Source organism: Variovorax durovernensis (genome assembly GCF_977011995.1).
Genome location: NZ_CDRNCW010000001.1, coordinates 6,299,842 through 6,324,800, shown reverse-complemented (window position 1 = coordinate 6,324,800; position 24,959 = coordinate 6,299,842). Strand labels below are relative to the sequence as shown.

Here is a 24,959-nt window from a genome sequence, read left to right as displayed (position 1 = left end):
GCCGATGTCGGACCTTCCACAGCCGGACCTCCCTTCGCAGACACCGGCGCTGCAGACCACCCAGGTGCACCTGGACGGCCTGTTCGACGTGCTGGCCAAGCACCTGTATTCGACGCCCGTGGTGGCCATACGCGAGCTGATCCAGAACGCGCACGACTCCATCTCGCGCCGCCGCCTCGAAGACCCGTCGTTCACCGAGGCCGGCCGCATCGACGTGCTGGCCGACGAGGCCGCGCAGACCATCGTCATCCGCGACAACGGCTCCGGCCTCACCGAGCAGGAGCTGCACCGCTACCTCGCTACGCTGGGCAACGGCTACACGCGGCAGCTGCGCGCGTCCGACCAGGACGGCAGCGACGAGCTCATCGGCCTGTTCGGGCTGGGCTTTCTATCTGCCTTCGTGGTGGCCGAGCAGGTACTGGTGAACAGCACCTCGTTCCAGTCGCCCGGCGAAGGCTGGCGCTACCGCTCGTCGGACGGCCGGCGCTACGCGGTGCAGGCCATCGACGCGCGGCCGGTGGGCACCGAGATCCACCTCGCGATGCGCAGCGACTTCAGCCACCTGTGCTCGGCCGGCGTGCTGAAGAAAGTGCTCGGCCGCTATTGCGCGCTGCTGCGCGAGCCGCTGTGGTTCGACGACGAATGCGTCAACGCCGACCCGCCGCCGTGGCGCGCCGCCGCCGACGGCGTGGTGCTGCACCCCGCGGTGCTGCAGCGCCAGCGCATGGCCTTCGCAGCGCGCATGGAGCGGCACTTCGAGCCCATCTGCGTGATTCCCGTGGAGCCCGAGGGCGACAGCGACGCGCGCGGCCTGCTGTGGGTGCAGGACGGCGCCACCTACGGCACCAGCGACAACCGCCACCTGAGCGTCTACGTGCGCGGCATGCTGCTCGACGACGAGGCGCGCGACCTGCTGCCGGTGTGGGCCGGCTTCATCGGCGGCGTGATCGAGTCGAACACGCTCACGCCCACCGCCAGCCGCGAAGACCTGCAGCGCGACGCCGCCTACCAGGCCACGCGCGCCCACATCCAGGACGCGCTGATCCGCGGGCTGGCCGATCTCTCGCAGTCGCAGACCCCGGCGTGGAGCCGCCTGCTCACGCGCCACAACGAGGCGCTGCTGGGCGCCGCGCTGTGCGAGGACGAGCTCTTCACCATGCTGGCCGACGCCGTGCGCCTGCCCACCAGCCAGGGCGACCTGCCGGTGCGCAGCCTGGTGCGCGAAGGCCGCATTCACCTGAGCCTGGGCCAGAGCGGCGGCTTCGAGGACGTGCTGTTCCGCGCGCTGCAGGTGCCCGTGGCACGCGGCGACCGCTACGCCGTGGCCGGCTTCCTGCGCCAGTGGGTGCGCGATCGCGGCGTGCAGCTCATCGAGATCGGCACCGCCGCCGGCAACGCCCGCATGTTCCGCGGCGAAGACCTGCCCGAGAGCGAACTCGCCTGGCTTCGCGAACACCTCGCGTGGGGCGAACTGGTGGTGCCCGCGCGCTTCGTGTCGCCCGAGCTGCCGCTGATCGCCGTGCCCGACCGCGAGGCGCAGCTGAAGGCGCGGCTGGAGACCGACGAGGCCAGGAAGCGCATGGCCGGTGCCGCGCTCAGCCTGGCGCGCGCGTTCACCCAGCGCATCGACGCGAGCGTGTCGGCGCGGCTGTACGTGAACCTCGACAACCCGGCCATCCAGGCGCTGCTGCAAAGCCACCGCGAGGGCCGCGCCGTGCCCGCGCATGCGGTCGCGCTGCTGCGCAGCTTCAAGGCCATCATGGCGCCCGGCGGCGAGGAACTGAAGGGCCAGCCGCCGCTGGTCGAACTGCTGGCCGATTTCAGCCAGGCCGTGGCCGCGCTCTGCGCGCCGCGCGCGGCCTCCTAAAACCAAAGAGAGAGGATCACCACGATGGACAGCTTTGCCTGGGTCAACGACCTGTCGGACCGGCTCGAGGAAGAAGGCCAGCAGCGCCTGGCCTACCTGATTCACGACGTGCCGCACCAGCAATTCCAGGGCAACCATGCGCTGGTCGAGGCGCTGGTGCCCGAGGCGCTCGCCAGCGCGCGCGGCCTCGACATTCCGTGGCTCGACGTGTACTTCAAGCACTGGCTTTGCGCCTCGCGCGTGGCGCGCCACCACGGCGAGTCGCAGCTCGGCGAAGTGGTCGATGCCTACGAGCGGGCGCACCAGGAAAAGACCCAGGGATGCCCGCAGAGCGTTTGCGTCACGCAAGACCTGGTGGCCACCTACGCGAACGTCGACGGCCCCGGCTGGGCCGGCGAGCGCCTTGCTGCCTGCGACGAGACGCTGGCGCGCATCGACCCCAGCTGGGGCTGCTTCGGCTGCCTGAGCATCGAGCGCGCCAATGCCATGGGCGACCAGGGCCAGCCGCGCGAGGCCGTGCTGTACCTCAAGAGCCAGCGCGACGCGCAGCGCCGCGCCGGCGAAGAGGTGACCACGCTGTTCGTCACCACCGAGGTCGAGCAATGGCTCGCGGCCGGCGATCCGCACACCGCGCTCAAGCTGCTCGACGACTCCGAGGACGAAGCCGACGAGGACGACCGCCGCGAGCAGTCGACCCGCCTGCTGCAACGCAGCCGCGCGCTCGTGCTGGCCGGCGAACCGCAGGCCGGGTGGGACCTGCTGCCGGAATTCGGCGACATCGAGGTGGCCGACCATGTGTCGTGGTGCCGCGCCGCCGTCGCCGCCGCGCGCGCGCTGCCAGAGCTCAACACGCCCGCGCTGGGCCATGCGCTGTGGACCACCATCGAGCACCTGCACACCGTCGGCAGCCACCGGATGCTGATCGACCTTGCGCTGGCGCAGGCCGAGTTGGCCGGCGCGCGGCAGGTGCCGTGGCTGGCCGAGCAGGCCATCGCGCGTGCGAGCCACCATGTGCCGCTGCTGCGCGAGGACTTCGGCGCCGCCGACAAGGTGCGGCGTGCCGGGCAGGCGCTTGCCGCCGTGGCGCCGAAGCCCGCGCCGAGCGCACCCGAAGCGCTCCCCGACTGGCTGCGTTCGCCCGAGGCCGAAGACCTGTCGAACGAGACCGTCATCCAGTGGCTGGAGCAGGCGCACCAGGCGCTGCCCGGCGACGAGGGGCTGGCGATGATGCTGGCCTCCGCGTTGTCGAACTACGGCTGCCACGACGAGGCGCGCAGCCGGCTGCAGGCCATGGTGCTGGCGGCGCCGCAATCGGTGGCGCTGCAGAACCACTGGTTCGGCCTGTGCTTCAGTGCCGGCGACCTGGGCGCCATCGAGGAACAGGCGCGCCGCATCGAGGCCGCGCAGCCGGCCATGGCCGCCTGGTACCGCGCGCGCATCGCCTTCAGGGAAGGGCGCTACACGCAGGTCGGCCCGCTGGTCGAGCAGGTGCTGGCGCACGACCCCGAGGCCACGGCCACGCGCCGCCTGTGGGCCGACGCCGCCATGGAACTGAAGGACTTCGACACGGCCGTGGCCCAGCGCCGCATGGTGCTGGCCGCCGACGACGCGCCCGAGCCCGGCCGCCGCTGGGAGCTGCTGATCGCCGCCAGCGCGGCGCGCCAGTGGACCGACGTGCGTGCGCAGGCCCGCGCGCTCGAGATGGAACTCGAAGCCGGCCAGCCCGACGATGCCGCGGTCGAGGAAGACTGGGGCCTGGTCTACCTGCGCTGCGAGGAAAACGGCCGCGAGCGCGACGTGCTCGCGCGCCGCACCGGCCCGGCCACCGCGCGCATCGTGCAGCCCTCGCCGCGCGGCCTAGAGCAGCGCCTGGGCGACTGGGTGGTGTTCGAACCCAAGCTGGCGGAGCAGCCGCCCGAGGACGAAGAAGAGCTGCGCACCTACACCCGCGTCTTCACCGCGCCCGTGCATTTGCTGGAGAAGGGCCCCTACGGCCCGAGCTACATGATCGACGGCGTGCACCCCGGCGAGGAAAGCGTGAGCGCCCTGCGCGACGCGCTCCACGAGGCGGGCTGGAGCACCTGGCAGTACAGCAACGACAACTACCGCGTGAGCGACGCCGAAGCGGATGACGCGGACGAAGAAGACGAAGACGAAGGCGACGACGAAGCCGACCTCCCCGGCCTCTACCTCGCCGTGACCGCGCCCGCCAACGTGCCGCCGCGCGCCATCGCGGCGCGCGTGGCTGCGCTGTGCAAGGGCCATCAGCTGTGCTGGACCGAGCTGGCCCGCGCGGCTGGCGAGCCGACCGAATGGCACGAGGCCATGGAAGCGCGCTACGGCCTCTGAGCCCCGGCATCTTCATTTTTCCGACGCACTGAACAAATGGGCTCTCCGCTGCACTACTTCGGCATCCGCCATCACGGGCCCGGCTGCGCGCGCAGCCTGCTGCGCGCCTTCGAGTCGCTGCAGCCCGACTGCATCCTGGTCGAAGGCCCGCCCGACGCGGAGGGCCTGCTGTCCTTCATGGCGCATGCCGACCTGCGCCCGCCGGTCGCGATGCTGATCCACGCGGGCGAGGACACGGGGCTCGCTGCCTTCTACCCATTCGCCGAGTTCTCGCCCGAATGGCAGGCGCTGCAATGGGGCGTGTCGCGCAACCTGCCGGTGCGCTTCATCGACCTGCCGCAGTCGCACCGCATGGCGATCGAGCAGGCCGCGCGCGCCGCCGACGAAGCCGAGGCGGCCAAGGCGCCGGAAGCACCGGAAGCGGAATCCGGCGAACCGCTGGGTGACCACGAAAACGGCGAAGTGCACGACGAAGCACCGGCCGCCGAATCCGAATCCGACTCCGCCTCCGGCGAAGAAGCGGCGCGGCAGCAGATCCCCGACGACCCCTTCGACTGGCTCGCCCATGCCGCCGGCTATGCCGACGGCGAGAGCTGGTGGAACCACATGGTCGAGGAGCGCGGCGACGGCGAAGACCTGTTCGGCGCCATCGCCGAGGCCATGACGGCCGTGCGCGCGGAAACCCCCGAAGACCGCCGCGGCCCGCGCGCCGCGAAGCGCGAACAGCTGCGCGAGGCCTTCATGCGGCAATCGATACGCGAAGCCGTCAAGGCCGGCCACCAGCGCATCGCCGTGGTCTGCGGCGCCTGGCACGTGCCGGCCCTGCAGGGCGCGGCCACCGCCAAGGCCGATGCGGCGCTGCTCAAGGGCCTGCCCAAGCTCAAGGTGCTGGCCACCTGGGTGCCGTGGACCTACCGCCACCTCACCAGCGCCAGCGGCTACGGCGCGGGCATCGATTCGCCGGGCTGGTACGAGCACCTGTGGCAGCAGGGCCAGCAGGTGGCGGGCCGCAGCACCGGCTGGCTCGCGCGCGTGGCGCGGCTCCTGCGCGAGCACGACCTCGACTGCTCTTCCGCCCACCTCATCGAGGCCACGCGCCTGGCCGACACGCTCGCCGCGCTGCGCGAACGCCCCGCGCCCGGCCTGCCCGAACTCGACGAAGCCGTGCGCAGCGTGATCTGCATGGGCGAGCAGGCGCCCCTCACGCTGATCCGCGAGCGCCTTACCGTCGGCGACCGCATGGGCCAGGTGCCGGCCGAAGTGCCGACCGTGCCGCTGCAGCGCGACATCGAGCAGCAGCAAAAAAGCCTGCGCTTGAAGCCCGAGGCCACCGCGCGCACGCTCGACCTCGACCTGCGCCAGCCCAACGACCTCGCGCGCAGCCACCTGCTGCACCGCCTGCGCCTGCTCGACCTGCCCTGGGGCGCGCCCACCGCCGGCCAGCGTTCGAGCCGCGGCACCTTCCACGAGGTGTGGCAACTGCAGTGGCAGCCGGAGTTCGCGCTGCGCATCATCGAGGCCAGCCGCTTCGGCGCGACCGTGGCGCACGCCGCCGCCTCGCGCGTGATGGAGCAGCTTGCCGGCGAAAGCTCGCTCACCGTGCTGGCCGAGCAGGTCGACACCGTGCTGCTGGCCGACCTGCCTGCCGCCGTGCAGGCCGTGACCCGAGCGCTCGAAGACCGCGCCGCGCTCACCGGCGACGCGGTGCAGCTCATCGGCGCGGTGCCGCCGCTGGCCAACGTGTTCCGCTACGGCAGCGTGCGCCAGACCGACAGCGCGCTGCTCTCGCACGTGCTCGACAGCCTCATCGTGCGCGGCGCCATCGGCCTGCCCATTGCATGCGGCGCGCTCGACGCCGAAGCGGCCGAATCGCTGCGCACCAGCCTCATCGCCGCGCACGACGCGGTGCGCCTGCGCGACGGCGAGGAAACCACCGCCGCATGGCGCAGCGCGCTGCGCTCCATCGCTTTCGGCGAGAGTGCCGCGCCGCTGCTGCGCGGCGTGGCCTGCCGTCTGCTGCTCGACGATGCGCAGATCGACAGCGAGGGCGCCTCGCAGCAGCTCGCGCGCAATCTCTCGGCAGGCGCTCCGCCCACCGAGGCGGCAGCGTGGCTCGAGGGTTTTCTCAACCGCAACGCGATGGTGCTTCTGCACGACGAGGCCGTGTGGTCGCTGGTCGACGGCTGGCTGTCGGCGCTGGGCGAAGAACACTTCCTGCAGGTGCTGCCGCTGGTGCGCCGCAGCTTCGCCGACTTCTCCGGCGCCGACCGGCGCGCGCTGGGCGAGCGCGCGAAGCGGGGCGCCGCTGGCGGCACGGCGGTGGTCGCCACCGCCGCCGCCGACTGGGACGAATCACGCGCGGTGCTCGCGCTGCCGCTGCTGCGGGAACTGCTGGGAGTGAAGGCATGAACACCAACACCGTTGCCGCGTCCGCGGACGAGACGCCGTCGCCCACCGACCGCCTGCAGCGCTGGCGCCTGGTGCTCGGCAGCGAGGCCACGCCCAGCTGCGGCGCGGTCGAGGGCCGGGTGCGCGAGATCGACATGGCGCTGGCCGCGCTCTACGAGGCCGACGGCCGGCGCGGCCTGGGCCAGGGCGGCCAGCGCGGCGGCCGGGGCGATTCGGCGCCCAGCGTGGCGCGCTGGCTCGGCGACATCCGCAAGTACTTTCCGAGCCAGGTGGTGCAGGTGATGCAGCGCGACGCGATGGAGCGGCTCAACCTGCGCCAGATGCTGCTGCAGCCCGAGATGCTCGAAAACGCCCAGCCCGACGTGCACCTGGTGGCCAACCTCGTGGCGCTGGCCAGCGTGATTCCCGCGGGCACCAAGGACACCGCGCGCGCCGTGGTGCGCAAGGTGGTCGACGAGCTCATGAAGAAGCTCGAGGAGCCGATGCGCAGCGCCGTGAGCGGCGCGCTCAACCGCAGCCAGCGCAACCGCCGCCCGCGCCATTCGGAGATCGACTGGAACCGCACCATCCGCGCCAACCTGCGCCACTGGCAGCCCGAATACCGCACGGTGGTGCCGCAGTCGCTGGTCGGCTACGGCCGCAAGGCGCGGCAGCCGCAGCGCGAGGTGATCCTGTGCATCGACCAGAGCGGCTCCATGGCCGCGTCGGTGGTCTATTCGAGCATCTTCGGCGCCGTCATGGCCAGCCTGCCGGCGGTGGCGACCAAGCTCGTGGTGTTCGACACCAACGTGGTCGACATGACCGAGCAGCTGCAGGACCCGGTCGACCTGCTGTTCGGCGTGCAGCTGGGCGGAGGCACCGACATCAACGGCGCCGTGGGCTACTGCCAGAGCCTGATACGCGAGCCGCGCAACACCATCCTGGTGCTGATCTCCGACCTGTACGAAGGCGGCGTGGAAGAAAAGCTGCTGCACCGCGCCAACGAGCTGGTCGAGGCCGGCGTGCAGTTCATCGCGCTGCTGGCGCTCAGCGACGAGGGCGCGCCGGCCTACGACCGCGACCTGGCCGCCAAGCTGGCCGCGCTGGGCGTGCCCTCGTTCGCATGCACGCCCGACGCGTTCCCGGGCCTCATGGCCGCGGCCATCAAGCGCGAGGACGTGGCGGGCTGGGCCGCGGCACAAGGCCTGAAGGCCAGCAGGGCAGGATGAGGCTCGCCCCCAGGCTTCGCGCACTTCGTGTCGCTTCGCCTTCCCCCTCTCCGGGGGCGACACCTGCGGCCCGGCGAAGCCGGTTCCGCGGTGTCTCGCGACTGAGCCGGGCCGGTTTGTGATACACGGCCGAACAACTAACATGGGCTGAAGACCGTCTGCCATCAGCCTGCCCATGATCCGCCGCCGACCGCTTCTGCTGCAACTGCTGTCCACAGCCGCCCTGTCGGTCGGTTTCAGGGGCGCGACGGCGCAGCCGCTCTATCCCGCCAGGCCCTTCCGCTGGATCGTGCCGTACCCGGCCGGTGCCGGCGCCGACATCGTCGCGCGCACCGTGGGCGCCCAGCTCGCCATCGACACCGGGCAGCCCGTGACCATCGAGAACCGCGCCGGCGGCAACACCGCGCTCGGCGCCATCGAGGCCGCGCGCGCGCCGGCCGACGGCTACACGCTGCTGTCGGCCGACAACGGCATGCTGGTGTTCAACCCCGCGCTCTACCGCAACCTCAGCTACAACCCCGTGCGCGACTTTGCGCCGGTCACGCTGATGGGCCGGCTGCCGATGGTGCTGCTGGTCGGCCCGGCCACCGGCGAGAAAGACGCGCGGGCCTTCATCGCCGATGCGCGCGCCTTTCCCGGCAAGGTCAGCTTTGCCTCCGCCGGCACCGGCAGCCCGCAGCACCTGGCCATGGAACTGCTCGAGCGCGAGGCCGGCCTGGAGATGGTGCACGTGCCCTACCGCAGCGCGGCGCCCGCGCTGGCCGACGTGGCCGGCGGCCAGCTGCCGGCCATGATGTGTGACCTGGCGGCGGCCCGCCGCTTCATCCAGAGCGGCAAGCTGCGCGCGCTGGCGGTGGCCCATCCGCGCCGGCTGGCGCAGCTGCCGGCGGTGCCGACCTTCGCCGAACTCGGCTTGCCGCGCGTCGAGGCCGCCACGCTCATGGGGCTCGTGGTGCCCTTGAACACGCCGGGCGAGCTGGTCGCGCGGCTGCAGCAGGCGGTGGCCAGCGCCATCCACAACCCGGCGGTGCTGGCCAGGTTCGCCGACCTGGGCGTCGAGGCCGCGGGCGACGGGCCTGGCAAGTTCGCTTCGCTGCTGCAGGGCGAATCGGCACGCTGGCAGCCGCTCATCCGCGACCTCAACCTGGTGCTGGACTGAGCCGCCCGCGCCTTTACGGCAACTTTGCGCGCAGGCCGCGACGTCCTCATTCCTGGCTAAGAGTCGCTGCCTAGATTGGCGCATCGCCAGAAAGGGTCGGCGGGACGGTGTGCAGGGGCAGGCCGCTCCTGCCCGTAAAAACGATGAAAACTCGCCGGTTCCACCACGTCGTCTTTGCGGACGATTTTTTTCGCTCCGCAGCCAACGGCCTGATCTACCACGTCGCGAACCGGCGATTCCTGCGTGCTTTCTTCGACACTGCGCTCGGCCGCCTGGGCCTGCCGGTGCAAGAGGTCGCGCCGCTGTCCGACGGCGGGCGCATCGACGTCGCACGCCTCATGGCCCGGCTCGACCTGCCCTGCACGCCGGCCGGCTGGGCCCGCGCCTGCATCGCCGACCTGGCGCCGCTGGCGGGCCGCGACGGCATGCCGGCGTTCGACCCCGGCTGCCTGGTGATCGGCTGGGGCCTGACGCCGGCGCTGCAGCACTGCATCCACCGCAGCGGCGCCAGCTACCTCGACATCGAGATCGACCCGCGCCGCTTCACCGAGCACCTGCACTTCTGCGCCCGCACCAACGACCCCGCCATCGAGGCCGCGCTGCGCGCGCGCCGGGTGGACGAGGAGCTGTTCTGGAACCACGCGAGCGTGATCAAGGGCTACTTCGCCAGGCGCGGCGCCGCTTCGCTGTTCGACCCGCGGCTGCGCGTGGGGCTGTTCTTCGGCCAGAGCCTGGTCGACCTGTCGCTGGTCGGCGGCGGGCGCACCATGCATCCGGCCAGCGTGATCGCACCGCTGCGAGAACTGGCGCGCGGGGTCGACCTGCTGGTCATCAAGCCGCATCCCTACGAGCCCGCGCTGCACGACCTCGCGCCGATCGCGCGGGCGATTCCCAACGTCGCATGGACGCAGGAGAACACGTATGCGCTGCTGTCGGCGAACAACGTGCACTTTGCGTCGTCGCTGTCGTCCAGCGTGCTGACCGAGGCGCGCTACTTTCGCAAGCCCGCCCATGCGCTGATCCATGCGGACCGCAACGCGCGCTCGCAGCTGCCGGCGGCATGCTCGGGCTGGATGCCTATCGGCGCCGGGCTCGGCGCGATGGACTTCATGGCCGAGGCCTGCGGCGACATCTCTCCGCTGGCGGCCGATGCCGCCGCGGGCGCATCGGCCTGGCCCGCCGCCGCCATCGAGCGGGCGTTCGCGTTGCGCTGGGGTTTCGACGACAAGAGCCAGGGCCTGCGCGACGTGGCCGAGCTGCGGATGGACCGGCCCTACATGTTCCACCCGGGCAGCCCCGCGACCGGCTGGCTCAGCCACGGCTGGGCCGGCTTCGACGGAGAGGGCGCGCGCAGCGAGGGCGAGCTGGCCAGCCTTGTCATACCGCTGCCCGCGCTGGCGCCGTCGCAATCGCTTTCGCTGTCGCACCAGAGGCCGCACCGCATCGAGGTGCGGGTGGACTACCGCAGCAATGCCAAGGCCACGAGCGTGCACGCCATGTTCGACGGCGTGGTGCTGCCGGCCCAGCGCGTTACGGGGGCGCGGCGCCGCAGCCTCGTGTTCGACATCGAGGCCGCGGCGGCGCGCAAGTGCCTGGTGCTGCAGTTCGTGGTGGCGGACACCGGGCGCTCAATGCCGCGCCGGGCGCTGGCGCGGCCGTCTTTCACGATCAAGCGGCTGCAGGTGTCGCTGCGCATGGGCCGAGGCGTGGTCTCGGCGCCGCCGAAGGCCACGTCGATGCGATGGGCCGAGATGCATCCGCTGCGCGCGGCGGCCCGCGTGTTCCGCGCGGTGGTCGATTCGGCGCGCGGGGTCATGGGGTAGCCGGTCCGTCACCGGCAAGGCGCATCAGCAGCGTGACCCAATGCTGGCGCCGGTCGATGGCGGCCTGCCGGCCCTCCGCCGCTTTCGTGGTGTCCGTGGCGTCCGTGGAGTTGCCGGCGTTGGTGGCGACCAGTTCCCCGGCTGCCGTCGCCACGGCCCGCGCGAACTTCGCCGCGTCGCCGCGCCACACCACCACCCGGTGCTCGAGCCCGAGCTGCGCGGCGCGCCCGGCGTTGATCGCCTGCTCGGGCTGGTCGGTCAGCAGCAGCAGGATCGGCTTGCGGTACACCGCCGCGATCGACAGCGCCGCCATGCCCGGCGCGGAGACGATGAAGGCGCTGCGCGCGGCCGCCTCGATCCAGTGCTCGTCGCGCGCATGCCAGCGGGGCCGCCGCGCATAGCCTTCGCCGACCAGGTGTGCCGGCAGGCCCGCATCGGCCAGGCCCTGCTCCAGGCCTTCGGCCAGTGCCGGTTCCTCGAAGTGCGGGTTCAGGTAGACGGCCGCGGCGCGCGGCGCGGCCTCCTGTGCATGGGCCACCGCATCCACCACCGCGACCGGCGTCGGCAGCCGCCAGCCGCCGCGCCCGTCGTGCGCCGGCTCGCCGTGGGCGAAGTCGTGCGCGATGCGCGCGAGGCTGCGGTCGATCTGCCAGGCCACGATGCCGCCGAACAGCCGTGCCACGCCGCCCGGCATGCGGCCCTCGAAGTTGGTCTGCAGCGCATGCCGCAGGCTCGCGCCGTACACATGCACCACCTTTCGGTGCCAGAACGGCAGCCAGCCCATCAGCAGCAGCGCGGGGTGGAAGGAGTCGTTCACCACCAGGTCCGTGTCGCGGAAGCGGCGGCTCAGCCGCAGCACGTCGCGCAGCATGCGCGTGGGACGGAACATGTAGTGCGCCACGTTGCGGTCGGTCTCGCGGCGCAGCATGTTCTGCTCCTTGTCGAACTGCACCGCGTAGTGGCGCGAAAGCACCGGCGCGTCGATGCCGAAGCCGGCCAGGAAGCGCGCGCCTTCGTCCGAGGTGGTGAGCACCTGCACCTGCGCGCCGGCCTCGCGCAGCGCATGCGTCAGCAGTTGCGCGCGCATCAGGTGGCCGCGCGCGTCCGCGGTCGCGAGGTAGAGGATGCGCGGCGGCATCGATCAGGCGTGGTGCTGGTGCCGCACCGGCCGCGCGGCGCCTGGGCGCAGCCGCAGGGCCACGCCGGCCAGCCACATCCCGGCCGCGCCGGTGATGCCGAAGCCGCGTTCGGTGTCTCGCACCTCTCGCATCAACTGCGCGAGCCGGGCCTGCTCGTGCGGCGCCACGCAGCGCTGCAGCGTGTGGCTGCACAGGCGGATGTGGCGGTCTTCGTCGGCCAGCACGCGCGACAGCAGCGGATGCAGCGCATGCTGCTGGCCGATCAGCGCGCAGTGGCGCTGCAGGATGCGTGAAGCCATCTGTTCCGCGCTCAGGCCGATGGCATAGGCAGGCACCAGCCCGCCGTGCGCGAAGTGCGGCGCATGCCGGCGAATCAGCTGCTGCCAGCGCGCCAGCTTGCGGCGGCTGAACCAGTCGGGCCGGGGCGCTTCTTCGGGCGAGGCGGCGGCCTGGGCGGTGCCGCCGCGCTCCACGATGGCTTCGGCGAACAGGCGCGCGTGCAACTGCTCGTCGGCAAGGTGCTGGTCGAGCTGGCGCGCGAGCCAGTCGGGCGGGTCGATGCGCAGCTCGCGCTGCAGCGCCTGCTCGGACGACTCCTCGCCCACCAGGTAGAAGCGCAGCAGAAGCATCTCGCCCGCGTTGCTCGCATGCAGCTGCCGCAGCGCGGCGCGCTTGACGTGGTGCACGATGCGCGCCTGCATCGCGGGCCAGCCGCGAAGCCGTGGCGGGGCGAGGCAGTCGAAGCCGGCTGCCGTGTCTGGTGCCTGGTCAGCGGGCATCGGCCTTGGCCTGCACGGGCTGCGGCTGTTGCTGCTGCCAGCCCAGCACGAGCCCGATGAAGCTGTCCTGCAGGAACGCGCGCGCGGCCGCGTCGGCGCCCGCGAACTCGCGCTGCTGTCCGTCGTAGCGCACGAAGCCCTTGCCGCCGGCCGCACCCAGCACCAGCTTCTCGTTCTTGCGGAAGCCGCGCTGCAGCAGCGGCTGCAACAGCGACTGCGATTCCAGCCCGTACAGGAACAGGTCGCGCTGCACCACCTGGCGCGGGATCTTGCCGCTGAGCGCCTGCAGCTCCAGCGTCCAGTTGCCTTGCTGCATCGCTTCGGCCAGTTCGCGGCCCTTGGCGGCCGGCGCGTGGAAGCGTGCGCGCGCCACCGACTTCGACGCCTTGCTCAGGCCCAGGCCGATGGTGATGTCGGCGTCTTTCGCGCCATCGGTACGGTTGTCGTCCACCTGCACCAGCACGTTGGCCAGGCGCGCCGTGAGCGAGGGCTTGGCCAGCGCCTCGATGACCTGGTCGGCCGTGAGCACCACGCGGTCGGTGTTCGCCTCGTTCACCACGACCTGGTACGGGTCGATCCGGATGTCGTTGAATTCCCCGCCGATGGGCGAGTGCGCGTGGCTGCTGATCGACCAGTCGGTGCCCGACCGGCTCAGCAGCGCGTGGAAGGTCAGCGGCACGCGCTGGCCGCTGCGCGCCTGGCCCGAGCCCTGCAGCAGCACGTCGCCGACGATGGTTTTCTCGGCGTAGCTGCGGGTGTTGGTGAAGCGGATGGTGTGTGCGGCGCCGTCGAGCGCGGCGCGCGTTTCGGGGTCGTCGAGCGCCAGGCGGTTGCAGTCGTTGCCCGCGCCGGCCAGCGCGGCGAAGGGGCAGCCGGCGTCGGACTTGAAGTTGAAGACGCCACGGCCGGCGAAGTCGGCGGCGCTTGCCAGCGTGAAGGCGCCTGCGAGCGCAAGGCCGAGCGCGGCGCGGCGCGCCAGAAGCGAAGAGCGGATGTGCATGGTTTCTGTCGTTTGTTGTTCTTGTGGCGAGCGGCGATTCAAGGCCGGTGATAGGAGAGCGCCTGCGCATCCGCATTGGTGCGGCCCGTGGTGTGCCAGCCGATGCCGCGCGCGAATGCGCCCAGCATGTCGACGGCCGAGAAGCCCAAAATCAGCGCCACGCCCGCGAGCCAGCGCAGGCCGCGCAGCGGCGGCAGGTCTTGATGGTTCAGCGCCTTCACGCTGAAGCCCAGCCGCGTGAACAGCACGCACAGCGGACCGATGGGCCCGCTCTTCGCCAGCCACTGCCAGCGCGGCGACACGTAGCTGCGCAGCAAGTGCGGCGTGAGCGAGTAAGTGTCCTGCCCGCGCATCCAGCGCAGCTTGAGCGCCTCGATGCGCGTGTCTGGCAGTCGGTGTTCGGTGTGTGCCGCTGCTGCGTAGTGAATGGGCACGCCCGCTGTCTTCAGCCGCATGCCCAGTACCTGGCAGTGCGCGCGGTACACGCCGTCGAGCGCCTGGTAGCTGTGCTGCTCGAACACCTCGCGGCGGAAGGCCACGTTGTTCGCGTAGAAGTTGCTCGTGGCGCCCGCATGGTCCGCGTTGGGGAAGTACATGAAGTCGATGGTGGTCAGCGCGGTACCCACCACGTTGGCTGCGTAGCTGGTGCGCCCGGCCACCACTGCGGGCGCATCGCTTCGGGTGAACGGCTGCAGCATCTGCAGCAGCCAGTCGTCGTCGGGCAGGCAGTCGGCATCGGCGAACACCACGTGCGTGCAGCGCTGCGCGTCGGTGGCCGCGAAGCCGGCGTTCTTTGCGTCGTAGTAACCGGTGGCCGTGTCGATGCGCACGAAGTCCACCGGCCGGCCCGCGAGCGCGCTCACCGCATCGCAGGTGGCGGGGCTCAGCCCGTCGTGCGTGATGACCACCTGCGCGAGCGCCGTGAGAGGCAGTTTCTGTTTCGCGAGCAGCGCCACCAGGCGCTGCAGGCTGGCGCCGGCCCTTGCCTCGGCATCCGCTCCGCCGCGCAGGTTGTTGGTCTCCAGGACCAGCGCGCAACGCGCGGCAACTTGATCGGGCATCATCGAATTTTCCTGTCCGGACATTGTTTTGAAGGCTTGCATCCTGCTTTTATCGCACAACCGCGCCCGCCACCAGTGCCGCGCGCCGTCGGGCCGGCCATGAAGGTCAGCATCTTCGGCGCCGGCTACGTGGGCCTGAGCTTCGCGGCCTGCCTGGCCGAGGCCGGCCACGAGGTGCTCTGCACCGACGCCGACCTGGCGCGCATCGAAGGGCTGCAGCGCGGCCTGATGCCCTTGCACGAACCGGACCTGGAGGCCCTGGTGGCCGAGGGCCTGGCCGCCGGCACGCTGCGCTTCACCGCCGACGCGCAGGCCGCGTGCGGGCACGGCGAGGTTCTCTTCATCGTGGTCAACACCCCGGCGGATGCCGAAGGGCGTGTCGACCTGCGGCATGTGATGGCGGTGGCGGCGGGCATCGGGCGGCACCGCGACCGCGAGGCGCTGGTGGTGTGCAAGTCGACCGCGCCGGTGGGCACGGCCGACCAGATCGAGGCCGTGCTGAGCGGCGAGCTTTCGCGGCGTGGCGCCTCGCACCGCATCGCGGTGGCCGCCAACCCCGAATTCCTGCGCGAAGGCGCGGCGGTACGCGACTGCCGCCGGCCCGACCGCGTGGTGATCGGCACGCGGGATCCGTGGGCCATCGAACTGCTGACCCGGCTGTACGCACCGTTCGTGAGCGAGCCGCAAAGGCCATTGCTGGTGATGGACCGCCGTTCGGCCGAGCTCACCAAGTACGCCGCCAACGCGATGCTCGCCACCCGCATCAGCTTCATGAACGAGATGGCGCGCGTGGCCGAGCATGCGGGCGCGGACATCGAGATGGTGCGGCGCGGCATCGGCGCGGACCACCGCATCGGCCCTGATTTCTTGCAGGCTGGCGCGGGCTACGGCGGCTCCTGCCTTGCCAAGGATGTGCGCGCGCTGACGCGCATGGCCGAGCGCGACGGCCATGCGCTGCGCATCCTCTCGGCGGTCGAGGCCGCGAACCACGAGCAGAAGGGCCGGCTGTTCGAGCTGATGACGCACCACTTCGAAGGCCGCATCGCGGGCAAGACCGTCGCCGTGTGGGGCTTGGCCTTCAAGCCCGACACCGACGACATGCGCGACGCGCCCAGCCTGGTGCTGCTGGAGCGGCTGCTGGCGGCAGGCGCGCGCGTGCAGGTGCACGATCCGGCCGCGATGGCGAATGCGCGCGCCATCGTCGGCGAGCGCGACGGCCTGCGCTGGTGCGCCACCGCGCAAGAGGCGCTGCAGGGCGCCGACGTGCTGGCGCTGGTGACCGAGTGGCCGGCGTTCCGCGAGATCGGCCTGGCGCAGATCGCGCGGGAACTGCGCATGCCGGCGATCTTCGACGGCCGCAACGTCTATGACGCGGCGCAGGTGGAGGCCGCGGGCATCGCGTACTACGGCATCGGGCGCGGGCGCCCGGTGCCGCGCTGAGGCGGTCGTCCGGTCAGTCCGTCAGTCCTGCGGCAGGAAGGCGTCGCCCGGCGTGAGCGGTGCATGCCGGTAGCTGGCCGGCGTGCGGCTCAGTTTGACCGGCGCGCCGATGCCGCGGTAGCCGCCGGGCATCTCCACCACCATCTCGCGGTGCAGCGTGTGCGGGTGCTGCAGCGCGGCGTCGACCGGCAGCACCGGTGCGGCGGGCACGCCGGCGGCCATGAGTTGCTCGACGAGCTGGCGGCCGTCGAACGCGGCCATGGCCGCCTCGAGCTGCTGCTTGAGCCCGTCGCGGTGCACCGAGCGTGCACCGGCGCTGCGGTAGAGCGGATCTTCGGCAAGCCCGGGCAGGCCGATGCAGCGGCACAGGCTGGCGAACTGGCGGTCGTTGCCCACGGCGACGAACACGGGGTCGGTGCCGGTGGCGAGTGCGTCGTAGGGATAGATGTTGGGGTGCGCGTTGCCGGTGCGGCGCGGCGCGGTGCCGTCCATGAACCAGTTGGCCGCATGCGGATGCAGCAGCGACAGGCCGCTGTCGTACAGCGCCGCTTCCACGAACTGGCCGCGCCCGCTGCGGTTGCGTTCCTGCAGCGCGAGCAGCACGCCGATGACCGCGTTGAGGCCGGTCACCATGTCGACCACGGGCAGACCGACGCGCAGCGGGCCGCCATCGGCTTCGCCGTTGATGCTCATGATGCCGGTCATGGCCTGCACGGCGGCGTCGTAGCCGGGCAGCGCGCCGAGCGGACCATCGGCGCCGAAGCCGGAGACGCGGCACCACACGAGGCGCGGAAAGCGTTGCGACAGGGTGTCGTAGCCGATGCCCCAGCGTTCCATGGTGCCAGTCTTGAAGTTCTCGATGAGCACATCGGCCTCGGCCACCAGCGCGAGAAGGGCTTCGCGGCCTTCGTCGGTCGAGAAGTCGAGATGCTGCACGCGCTTGTTGCGATTGAGGCCGTGGTAGTAAGAGGCCACGCCTTCCTTGAATGGCGGGCCCCAGGTGCGGGTGTCGTCGCCTTGTGGCGGCTCGACCTTGAGCACGTCGGCACCGTGGTCACCGAGGATCTGTCCGCAGTAGGGACCGCCGAGGATGCGGGAGATGTCCAGCACCCGGATGCCTGCGAGGGCGCCTTGGGGTTGTGTCATTTCGGTCTTTCGTTTGTTCTTTCTTTCAGGGCGTGTGCACAGGCCACCGGGTACTCCCCTCCGCGAATGTCCCCCGGGGCTACGCCCCTCCTCCTTTATTTCGCTGCGGGGAGCACCCGGCGCCCTGTGCACGATGGACGCAGCTTTCGTGCTGGCTGATCAACAAGTGCTCTGAACGCTCACGACGGCGGGGTGCCTTGCGCAGCGAAATAAAGGAGGAGGGCGAAGCCCGGGGGACATTCGCGGAGCAAGGTACCCCGTCGGCGTGAGCGTGCCCCGAACAAAGCCGTGAAATCAGTCCAACTGCGCCCCGGACTTCTGAACCACGTCCTTCCACTTGACCGACTCCGCAGCGATGAACTGCCCCAGCTTCTGTGGCGATGTGTCGGCCGATGCTTCGAGACCCTGGGCGGTGAACATCTGCTTCACCTTGGGTGAGTTGAGCACCTCGGCAAAAGCGTGATTCAGCTTGGCCACGCGGTCCGCAGGCGTGCCGGCCGGCGCGACGATGCCGAAGAACACGCTCACGTCATAACCCTTGTAGCCCTGCTCCGCGATGGTCGGCACGTCGGGCAGCGCCTGCGAGCGCGCCGATGTGGCCACGCCTAGCGCGCGCAGCTTGCCGGCTTTCACATAAGGCAGCGCCGTGAGGATGTCTGTGAAAGTCATGCTCACCTGGTTGCCCAGCAAATCGTTGAGCGCCGGCCCCGTGCCCTTGTACGGAATGTGCTGCAGGTCCGTGCCCGCCACCGAGTTGAAGAGCACGCCCGCCAGGTGCGACGACGCGCCGTTGCCCGACGACGCATAGCTCAGCTTGCCGGGGTTGGCCTTGGCGTAGGCCACGAGCTCCGGCACGGTCTTCACCGGCAGGGCGGGGTTCACCACCAGGATGTTGGGCAGGTAGCCGACCTGGATCACCGGCGCGAAGCTCTTCACCGGGTCGTAGTTGATCTTGCGGTACAGGCTCTTGTTGATGGCCAGCGGGCCCGAGGTGCCGAACATCAGCGTGTGGCCGTCGGCCTCGGCGCGTGCGACGTATTCGGCGCCGATGTTGCCGCCGGCGCCCGCGCGGTTCTCCACGATCATCGGCTGGCCGAGCCGGTCCTTCATCTCGGCGGCCAGCGTGCGCGCCATCGCGTCGGTCGGCCCGCCGGGCGGGAAGGGCACGACCAGCGTCAAGGGCTTGGTGGGAAAGGCATCGGCCGCATGCGCGGCGGGAACGGCGGCCACGAGCGTGGCGCACGCGGTCAGCAGGAAGATGAAGCGTTTCAAGGGATGTCTCCGGTTCTTGTGTGGTGGGAAAGCAGGTTCAGGCGACGGCCTCTGCGGTGCGTGCGGCGGCGGCGCCGTTCCAGTCGGCGGGCATCGCGTCCGGCGAGAGCGGGTCGCGCGGCAGCACGCGGTGCAGCAGCACCAGCTGCGCCCAGCGCAGGCGCGGTGCGGAGCCGCTGTGTGCGGCTTCCCAGGCCATCGCGATGGCGCTGGTGCAGTGGTAGAGCGCCGATGCCGCCTGGCGCGCGAGCACGTCGCCGCCTTCGCGCGCTGCGGTCTCGGTCAGCGCGGCGGCGCGATCCAGCGCGTTGCGCAGGGCCTTGGCAAAGGCCGGGGCCAGCGCCGCGTCGTCGAGCAGCTTCCGGCAGTGCGCGCGCAGCACGGGCAGCGAGCCTTCGCGCTTGACCGCGCGGATCACGTCGAGCGCCACGATGTTGCTCGTGCCTTCCCAGATCGAGCCCAGATGCGCGTCGCGCACCAGGCGCGCATCGCTCCATTCCTCGATGTAGCCACAGCCACCGCGCACTTCCATCGCATCGCCCGTCACCTTGCGCGCATCGCGGCAGGCGCGGAACTTGATGAGCGGCGTGAGGATGCGCAGCAGCGCATAGGCATCGGGCTCGCCGGCATCGGAGCGGGCGAGCGCCAGTGCGGTCTGGCACACCATCGTGCGGGCCTGCTCGGCCGGCAGGCGCAGCTTGTCGAGCTGGCGCTGCATCAGCGGCATCTGATCGAGCGTGCGGCCAAAGGCACGGCGCTCGGACGCGATGAACTCCGCCTCGGCCACCGCGCGGCGCATCAGGCCGGCGGCACGCACGCCGTTCGACAGGCGCGAGTTGTTGACCATGTCGGCCATCTGCACGAAGCCGCGGCCCGCCTCGCCCACGAGGTGCGCGACCGCGCCTTCGAGGCGGATCTCGCCACTGGCCATCGAGCGTGTGCCCAGCTTGTCCTTCAGCCGGATGATTCGGTAGTGGTTGAGGCTGCCGTCGTCCAGCCGGCGCGGCAGCAGGAACAGCGACACGCCCTTCATGCCGGGCTGGCCGCCCGATTCATCGTCGGCGCGCGCGAGCACCATCGCGAAGTCGGCGTCGGGGTTGGAGCAGAACCACTTGTCGCCGCTCAGGCGCCAGCTGCCGTCGGCTTCCCGGTGGGCCAGCGTGGCGGTGGCGGCAATGTCGGAGCCGGCGGCCTGCTCGGTCATGAACATGGCACCCTGCGCGAGTTCGTCGAAGTCGAGCGAGGTCAGGCGCGGCAGGTACCTGGCGACCAGCTCCGGGTCGCCGAACTTCTTGAGCGTGCGCGTGAGCGAATCGGTCATCGACACCGGGCAGCACAAACCGAACTCGGCCTGCACGAACAGGTAGGTCAGCACGTATTTGACGAGCGGCGGCATCTTGCCCTGCCAGCCCAGCGTCTCGTCGCGGTGCGAGATGGCGGCCAGGCCGAATTCGGCGAGCGCGAGGCGTTCCATCTCGACATACGCGGGGTGCTTGAGGATCTTCTGGTCGTCCAGGCCGGTGCGGGTGCGCTGCTTCAGCACGGGCGGGTTGCGGTCGGCTGTGCCGGCCAGTTCGTCGAGCAGGCCGCCTGCGAGGCCGCCCAGGCGCTCGAAGTGCGGCTGCATGTGCCGGCGCAGGTCTTCGGGCAGGTAGAGCGCGAGCAGGGCGTGCAGCTCGGCGTCGGTGGTGAACAGGTTCTGGCCGTGGCGGTCGGGAATCGGATGGGCTTGCTCTGCGGACATGCGCTTTGTCTCCATGGGTCCTTTGGTCTGGCGCATTGTTGAAGCCGCGACGATCCGTGTCTAATATCGATTTGGTCTTGTTCGATTCGATCTGACTATCCATGGAACTGCGGCACCTGCGCTATTTCTCCGTGCTCGCCGAAGAGCTTCACTTCGGCCGGGCAGCGCGGCGCCTGTCGATCTCGCAGCCGCCGCTGTCGGTGGCGATCCGCCAGCTCGAGGAAACGGTGGGCGCGCGGCTTTTCGAGCGCAACAGCAAGGAAGTGCGGCTCACGCCGGCCGGCGAGGCGCTGCGCGTATCGGCGCGGCGGGTGCTGCTGCAGGCGGAAGAGGCGGCCGTGGAAGCGCGCGAAGTAGCGCTGGGCTCGGCGGGGCGGCTGCGCATCGGCTTTGTGGGCGCGATGCTGTACCGGGGCCTGCCGCAGGCGCTGCGTGCATTCCAGGCAAAGCATCCGGCGGTGCGCATCACCCTGAGCGAACTCAACTCCGGCGTGCAGATCACCGAGCTGCTGAACGACCGGCTCGACCTGGGCTTTGCCCACACGCGGCGCGTGCCGCTCGAACTACAGCACCGGCTGCTGCTGTCGGAGCCGTTCGTGGCCTGCCTGCCCGCGGGTCATGCGCTCGCCCGCAAGCGGGTGCTGGCGCCGGCCGACCTGCGCGCGCAGCCCTTCGTGCTGTTTTCGCGCGAGGCCTCGCCCGACTATCACGAGCGCATCCTGTCGATCTGCGCCGACGCCGGCTTCCTGCCCGAGGTGCGGCATGAAGTGCGCCACTGGCTGGCCGTGGTCTCGCTGGTGTCGCAGGGGCTGGGCGTGGCGCTGGTGCCGCAGGCGATGCGCAATTCGGCGTTGCGCGGCGCGGTGTTCAGGCCGCTCGACCGCGCGGTGGCGCAGTCGGAGGCCTATGGCATCTGGCGCAACGGACCGGCCAACGTGCTGGTCGAGCGTCTGCTTGAGGGCGTGGTCGACGCGCAGCCGGCCGCCGCCGGGCCGCCCCAAGGCGGCCGGGCCTCCCCCTTGGGGGGTGTTGGCGGCGGTGTAAATCCGCTGCTATTCGGCGGTGAGGATGCGGTTTTGCAGGTGGTTGAGGCGCAATGGAAGAGGGCCCCTTGCGGGGCCCTGGTTGGGTGAGCGGGGTTCAGAACGGCTCGTCCGGATCGAAGGACGCAGGCGGCTCGTCGTGCACGAGCTGGTCGTACCAGGCCTGCTGGACGTCGCGGCCGTAGATTCTCCACAGCTGCTCGCGCAGCACGCGCAGGCACTCGAAGACGGCCAGGGCCTGCTCGGCAGTCCAGTTGGTGGGAAGCGTTGGTGGTTGTTCGCGCTCGGACATCATGACTTCTTGCTCCTGACAGGTTTGCCTGCGCGCTGCCTGGAACGCGCAGCCAGGCGCTCCTGAGCTTCCTTGGCGCGATAGGACTGGCCCTCGATGCGCACGACCTCGGCGCGGTGCATGAGGCGGTCCACGAGCGAGACGACGCACCCTGCGTTGGGGAAGACCTCGCCCCAGTCGGCAAACGCCTTGTTCGTTGTGACCACGGTGCTCTTGTGCTGGTAGCGGCGGCTGACCAGCTCGAAGAGCAAGTCGGCGTGGCGGTTGGAGTAGGACAGGTAGCCGACCTCGTCGATGAGCAGCAGATCGGGCGCGGCATAGCGGCGCAGCCTGCTGCGCAGGGCCGAGTCGCTGTCCAGCGCCGCGAGGTCGCCGAGCAACTGCCCGGCGGTGACGAACAGCACCGTATGTCCTGCCAGCACGGCCTGGTAGCCCAGGTTGCAGGCGCACATCGTCTTGCCCACGCCGTTGGGGCCGGCGAACACGACGTTGGTGGCATCGGCGAGGAACTGCAGCGTCATGAGCTCCTCGATGGCTGCGCGATCGATCTGCGTGGGCCAGCTCCAGTCGAAGTCGGCGACGGGCTTGAATTGCCCGATGTGCGCATCGCGAAGGCGCCGCTCCAGGCTTCGTCGGCCGCGTTCCTGGAGCTCCCAGCGCAGCCACTGCGCGATGCGCTGCGCCGCATCGGCGTCGGCCATCACCTCGGACCAATGGGCCAGAAGCCCATGCAGACGGAGGCCCTGGGCCTGTTCGCGCAACTCGGCGGCGTTCATCGGTGTCTCACTCATCGCGGCGATCTCCTTGGTCGGGCTGTGAGGCCTGCACGATCTGGTCGTACGACGCCAGCGCGTGCGAGCGCACCGGCGCGTCGCGCCGGGCGACCTCCTCGCTCAGGCGCAGCTCGGTGGGCGGCGGCAGGCCCTGCTCCTCGCGGGCGCGCTCCAGTGCCAGGCGCACGGCGTTGGGGTGTGGCACATCGCGTTTGAGCGCTTCGCCGATGGCCGCCTGCAGGGGCGCGGCGCCATAGCGATCGAGCAAGCGCAGCAGCGCGGCCGTGATGGTGCCCAGGTTGTGGCCGCGCGCGGCCGCCGCCTTGAGCAACGCGAGCGCCCCCGGCGCAGCATGGGCGAGCCGATCGGTGCCGCGATGCGCATGGGCGGCGCGCTTGCGCTCCACCAGCGCCTGGATATGGGCCAGATCCTCGATCTGTTGGCCGCTGTCATAGCTGCGCGGGTGCGAGGCGACTTCCTGTGCCCCGTCGAAGACGCGCATGCGCCGGTCATCGGCAAGCACCGACAGCGTGCGCCGCACATGGGTGTGCGGCACCGTGTAGTCGTTCAGGTCGAACCGCACGTAGGGTGTCTTGCCCACCTGCACGGCCACGCGCTCGCCCAGCGGGTACTCGCGCTCGGGCAACGCCAGCAGGCTCGATCGCTCGACCTCGAAGGCATCGTTCACGCTCAGGCGTGAATCCTCCGGCCAGCGCCGCTGCGACGCCTGGCCCTCGCACCAGGCGCGCGCCTGAGCGTTCAGATCGTCCAGGTCGATGAAGGCACGGGCGGCGAAGAAGCTGTCGCGAACGTAGCGTATGGCGCGCTCGACCCGGCCCTTCTCGTTCCCGCGCGCGATGGCCACCGGGCGCGGCTCGAAGCAATGATGGGCGGCGAACTTGAGCAGCTCGGGGTTGAAGCGCACGGCGTCGCCTACGCGCTCGAGTACGGCGCTCTTGAGGTTGTCGTAGAGCAGGACCCTCGCGCACCCGCCATAGGCGATAAAGGCCTCGGCATGGCCGCGCAGGAAGCTGTCCATCCGGGCATCGAGGAAGAACCTCAGGAAGATACGCCGCGAGTAGCTCAGCACCATCACGAAGGCCATCAGCGGTCGGCGTGCACGGCCGATCTGCAGGTGACCGAAATGAGCCCAGTCAACTTGGGCGGCCTCACCCGCAAGGGTGCGCAGCCGCAGGAAGGCCTCGGCCGCTGGGCGCGGGCGCATGCCGGCAATGACATGGCGGAAGTGCTCAGGGCTGCCGCGGTAGCCGCGTTCGTGGACCATCGTGAACAGCCGCGCGGCGGTGAGCGTGGGGAACTTGACCAAGGTCGCGAGGACGAAGTCGCGGTACGGATCGATGCGACTGGGCCGCAGCGGCGAAGCCGGCGCGGGATCGCCGGCCTGCGCGAGCACGCGCCGCACGGTATCGCGATGCACATGCAACTGGCGGGCGATGGTGCCTACGCGCCAGCGCTCGGCGCGGTACAGACGCAGGATCTGCGCACTCAGATCGGCATGGATAACCAAGGTGTCTCCTTCACGGACAGGGATCGATGAGGCGAGCAGGCCAGCGTGAAGCGCGGGCGTGACGCAGGAAGCCCTGGCGAGTCCAGGGCGACAGCGCCGCGGCACAGCGCCGGCAGCGCCAGGCGATCGGCGTCGCATCGGACACGGAGGGCGCGCGCACGTGGGCTTGCTCAGGCGCGGCCAGTGGAGCACCGAGGGCCGGGATCGGGGAACCCTGATGCGTCACGATGTTGGTGGCGGCAGTGTCCAACGCGGCCACTGAGTGGCACGGCCGCTCGCGTTCGCGGCGTCGCTGGCGCCAGCGGCGTGCGCGCTCGGCATGCGCCATGCGTCCGGCGCGGCCTGCCTGGTAGCGCCGTGCGGCCTCGCGCTGCGAGTCCTGGCGTGCTGCGCGAGAGCACGCCGGGCCGCAATAGCGCTGGCCGCGATCGCAGCGACTGCACAGCAGCACCTGTGCACGGCAGCGCGCGCACACGAACAGGCGGGCGGGATGGTCGACCAGTTGCCAGGCTCCTCGGGGTCACTCCCGAGGACCTCGCCGCTCAGAGCGGCGCCCCGCTGCTGCGAGCGGGCCCGGCCCGTTCGCAATACACTGGCGCTGCATCCGCTTCGGCGTGTTGTAGGGCACGGCGTGCGGAATGAAGCTGCCAGGCCAACGGCCGCCGCCGTGCCCGCCTACGACTCGGGCATGCCCCGAGTTCTACCGCACTCGCAGCCCACCCTCCCAGAGGACCGTGGCCGTCACGACGCGCCGCCGCGCAGCAGGCCGCCCTGCAGGGCGGCCTGCTGCGCGACCCATCCCACACGAACGATCACTGCAAAACCGCCGCCTCGCCGCCGGTCACGGAAACGGCACCTCACCGCCGATGAACAAAAGCGCCTTCTCACCGCCGATGAACAAAAGCGCCTTCTCACCGCCGAATAAGC

18 protein-coding genes are annotated in these 24,959 nt (G+C 70.8%); 8 read left to right on the top strand and 10 right to left on the bottom strand.

Annotation, left to right across the window (positions count from 1 at the left end; all coding sequences use genetic code 11):
* The first annotated feature begins 4 nt into the window (after positions 1-4).
* From ACWV14_RS29995 to ACWV14_RS29970, 6 genes are all read left to right on the top strand, one after another.
* Entirely contained in the window at positions 5-1,867 is a 1,863-nt protein-coding gene (locus tag ACWV14_RS29995) for an ATP-binding protein (RefSeq protein ID WP_454905410.1), read from the top strand.
* Positions 1,868-1,891: 24 nt separating this feature from the next.
* Positions 1,892-4,216: a hypothetical protein gene (locus ACWV14_RS29990; RefSeq protein WP_454905408.1), complete on the top strand. Its 2,325-nt coding sequence runs from the start codon at positions 1,892-1,894 to the stop codon at positions 4,214-4,216.
* Positions 4,217-4,252: 36 nt separating this feature from the next.
* Positions 4,253-6,625 carry a DUF5682 family protein gene (locus ACWV14_RS29985; protein ID WP_454905407.1) on the top strand — a complete coding sequence of 791 codons (2,373 nt, stop codon included), beginning with the start codon at positions 4,253-4,255 and terminating at the stop codon, positions 6,623-6,625.
* The gene (locus ACWV14_RS29980) at positions 6,622-7,833 is read left to right on the top strand and encodes a VWA domain-containing protein (RefSeq protein ID WP_454905405.1); all 1,212 of its coding nucleotides are present in this window, start codon (positions 6,622-6,624) and stop codon (positions 7,831-7,833) included. Before ACWV14_RS29985 ends, ACWV14_RS29980 begins: the two co-directional genes overlap by 4 nt.
* Positions 7,834-8,008: 175 nt before the next feature.
* Complete coding sequence (locus ACWV14_RS29975) at positions 8,009-8,992, top strand: Bug family tripartite tricarboxylate transporter substrate binding protein (RefSeq protein WP_454905403.1); 984 nt, start codon at positions 8,009-8,011, stop codon at positions 8,990-8,992.
* A 143-nt stretch (positions 8,993-9,135) separates the two neighbouring features.
* Positions 9,136-10,815 (top strand): hypothetical protein, encoded by a 1,680-nt coding sequence (locus tag ACWV14_RS29970; protein WP_454905401.1) that lies wholly within the window; start codon positions 9,136-9,138, stop codon positions 10,813-10,815.
* Here the strand turns inward: ACWV14_RS29970 and ACWV14_RS29965 are convergent.
* The 4 genes from ACWV14_RS29965 to ACWV14_RS29950 are packed head-to-tail and all read right to left on the bottom strand — an operon-like array spanning position 10,805 to position 14,797.
* Positions 10,805-11,953, bottom strand: coding sequence for a hypothetical protein (locus ACWV14_RS29965; protein ID WP_454905399.1), 1,149 nt, complete (start codon positions 11,951-11,953; stop codon positions 10,805-10,807). The genes ACWV14_RS29970 and ACWV14_RS29965 overlap by 11 nt on opposite strands.
* Before the next feature lie 3 nt (positions 11,954-11,956).
* The gene (locus ACWV14_RS29960) at positions 11,957-12,733 is read right to left on the bottom strand and encodes a hypothetical protein (RefSeq protein WP_454905398.1); all 777 of its coding nucleotides are present in this window, start codon (positions 12,731-12,733) and stop codon (positions 11,957-11,959) included.
* A complete protein-coding gene (locus ACWV14_RS29955; protein ID WP_454905396.1) occupies positions 12,723-13,733 on the bottom strand; it encodes a hypothetical protein in 1,011 nt (336 codons plus the stop codon). The genes ACWV14_RS29960 and ACWV14_RS29955 overlap by 11 nt, the downstream gene beginning before the upstream one ends.
* Positions 13,734-13,771: 38 nt before the next feature.
* Complete coding sequence (locus ACWV14_RS29950; protein ID WP_454905395.1) at positions 13,772-14,797, bottom strand: glycosyltransferase; 1,026 nt, start codon at positions 14,795-14,797, stop codon at positions 13,772-13,774.
* Positions 14,798-14,893: 96 nt separating this feature from the next.
* Here ACWV14_RS29950 and ACWV14_RS29945 point away from each other — a divergent pair, with 96 nt between their 5' ends.
* Positions 14,894-16,234, top strand: a complete 1,341-nt coding sequence (locus tag ACWV14_RS29945) for a UDP-glucose dehydrogenase family protein (RefSeq protein WP_454905394.1) — start codon at positions 14,894-14,896, stop codon at positions 16,232-16,234.
* Positions 16,235-16,255: 21 nt separating this feature from the next.
* Here the strand turns inward: ACWV14_RS29945 and ACWV14_RS29940 are convergent, their stop codons facing one another.
* The 3 genes from ACWV14_RS29940 to ACWV14_RS29930 all read right to left on the bottom strand — a co-directional run bounded on the left by ACWV14_RS29940 (position 16,256) and on the right by ACWV14_RS29930 (position 20,396).
* On the bottom strand, positions 16,256-17,380 hold the full coding sequence (locus ACWV14_RS29940; RefSeq protein WP_454905392.1) for a CaiB/BaiF CoA transferase family protein: 1,125 nt from the start codon (positions 17,378-17,380) through the stop codon (positions 16,256-16,258).
* A gap of 294 nt (positions 17,381-17,674) precedes the next feature.
* The gene (locus tag ACWV14_RS29935; protein WP_422084636.1) at positions 17,675-18,652 is read right to left on the bottom strand and encodes a Bug family tripartite tricarboxylate transporter substrate binding protein; all 978 of its coding nucleotides are present in this window, start codon (positions 18,650-18,652) and stop codon (positions 17,675-17,677) included.
* Between the two features lie 37 nt (positions 18,653-18,689).
* Entirely contained in the window at positions 18,690-20,396 is a 1,707-nt protein-coding gene (locus ACWV14_RS29930) for an acyl-CoA dehydrogenase family protein (protein ID WP_454905390.1), read from the bottom strand.
* Positions 20,397-20,497: 101 nt separating this feature from the next.
* On the opposite strand from ACWV14_RS29930, the gene ACWV14_RS29925 reads away from it, so the two are divergent.
* The gene (locus ACWV14_RS29925; protein WP_454905388.1) at positions 20,498-21,529 is read left to right on the top strand and encodes a LysR family transcriptional regulator; all 1,032 of its coding nucleotides are present in this window, start codon (positions 20,498-20,500) and stop codon (positions 21,527-21,529) included.
* 7 nt (positions 21,530-21,536) lie between these two features.
* Here ACWV14_RS29925 and ACWV14_RS29920 read toward each other — a convergent pair whose 3' ends face one another.
* From ACWV14_RS29920 to istA, 3 genes are read right to left on the bottom strand one after another with little or no spacing between them, the layout of a single operon-like run.
* On the bottom strand, positions 21,537-21,734 hold the full coding sequence (locus ACWV14_RS29920) for a hypothetical protein (protein ID WP_301512338.1): 198 nt from the start codon (positions 21,732-21,734) through the stop codon (positions 21,537-21,539).
* Positions 21,731-22,522, bottom strand: a complete 792-nt coding sequence (gene istB / locus ACWV14_RS29915; protein ID WP_301505346.1) for an IS21-like element helper ATPase IstB — start codon at positions 22,520-22,522, stop codon at positions 21,731-21,733. The genes ACWV14_RS29920 and istB overlap by 4 nt, the downstream gene beginning before the upstream one ends.
* A complete protein-coding gene (gene istA, locus ACWV14_RS29910; RefSeq protein ID WP_301505348.1) occupies positions 22,515-24,032 on the bottom strand; it encodes an IS21 family transposase in 1,518 nt (505 codons plus the stop codon). The genes istB and istA overlap by 8 nt, the downstream gene beginning before the upstream one ends.
* Positions 24,033-24,959: the final 927 nt, after the last annotated feature.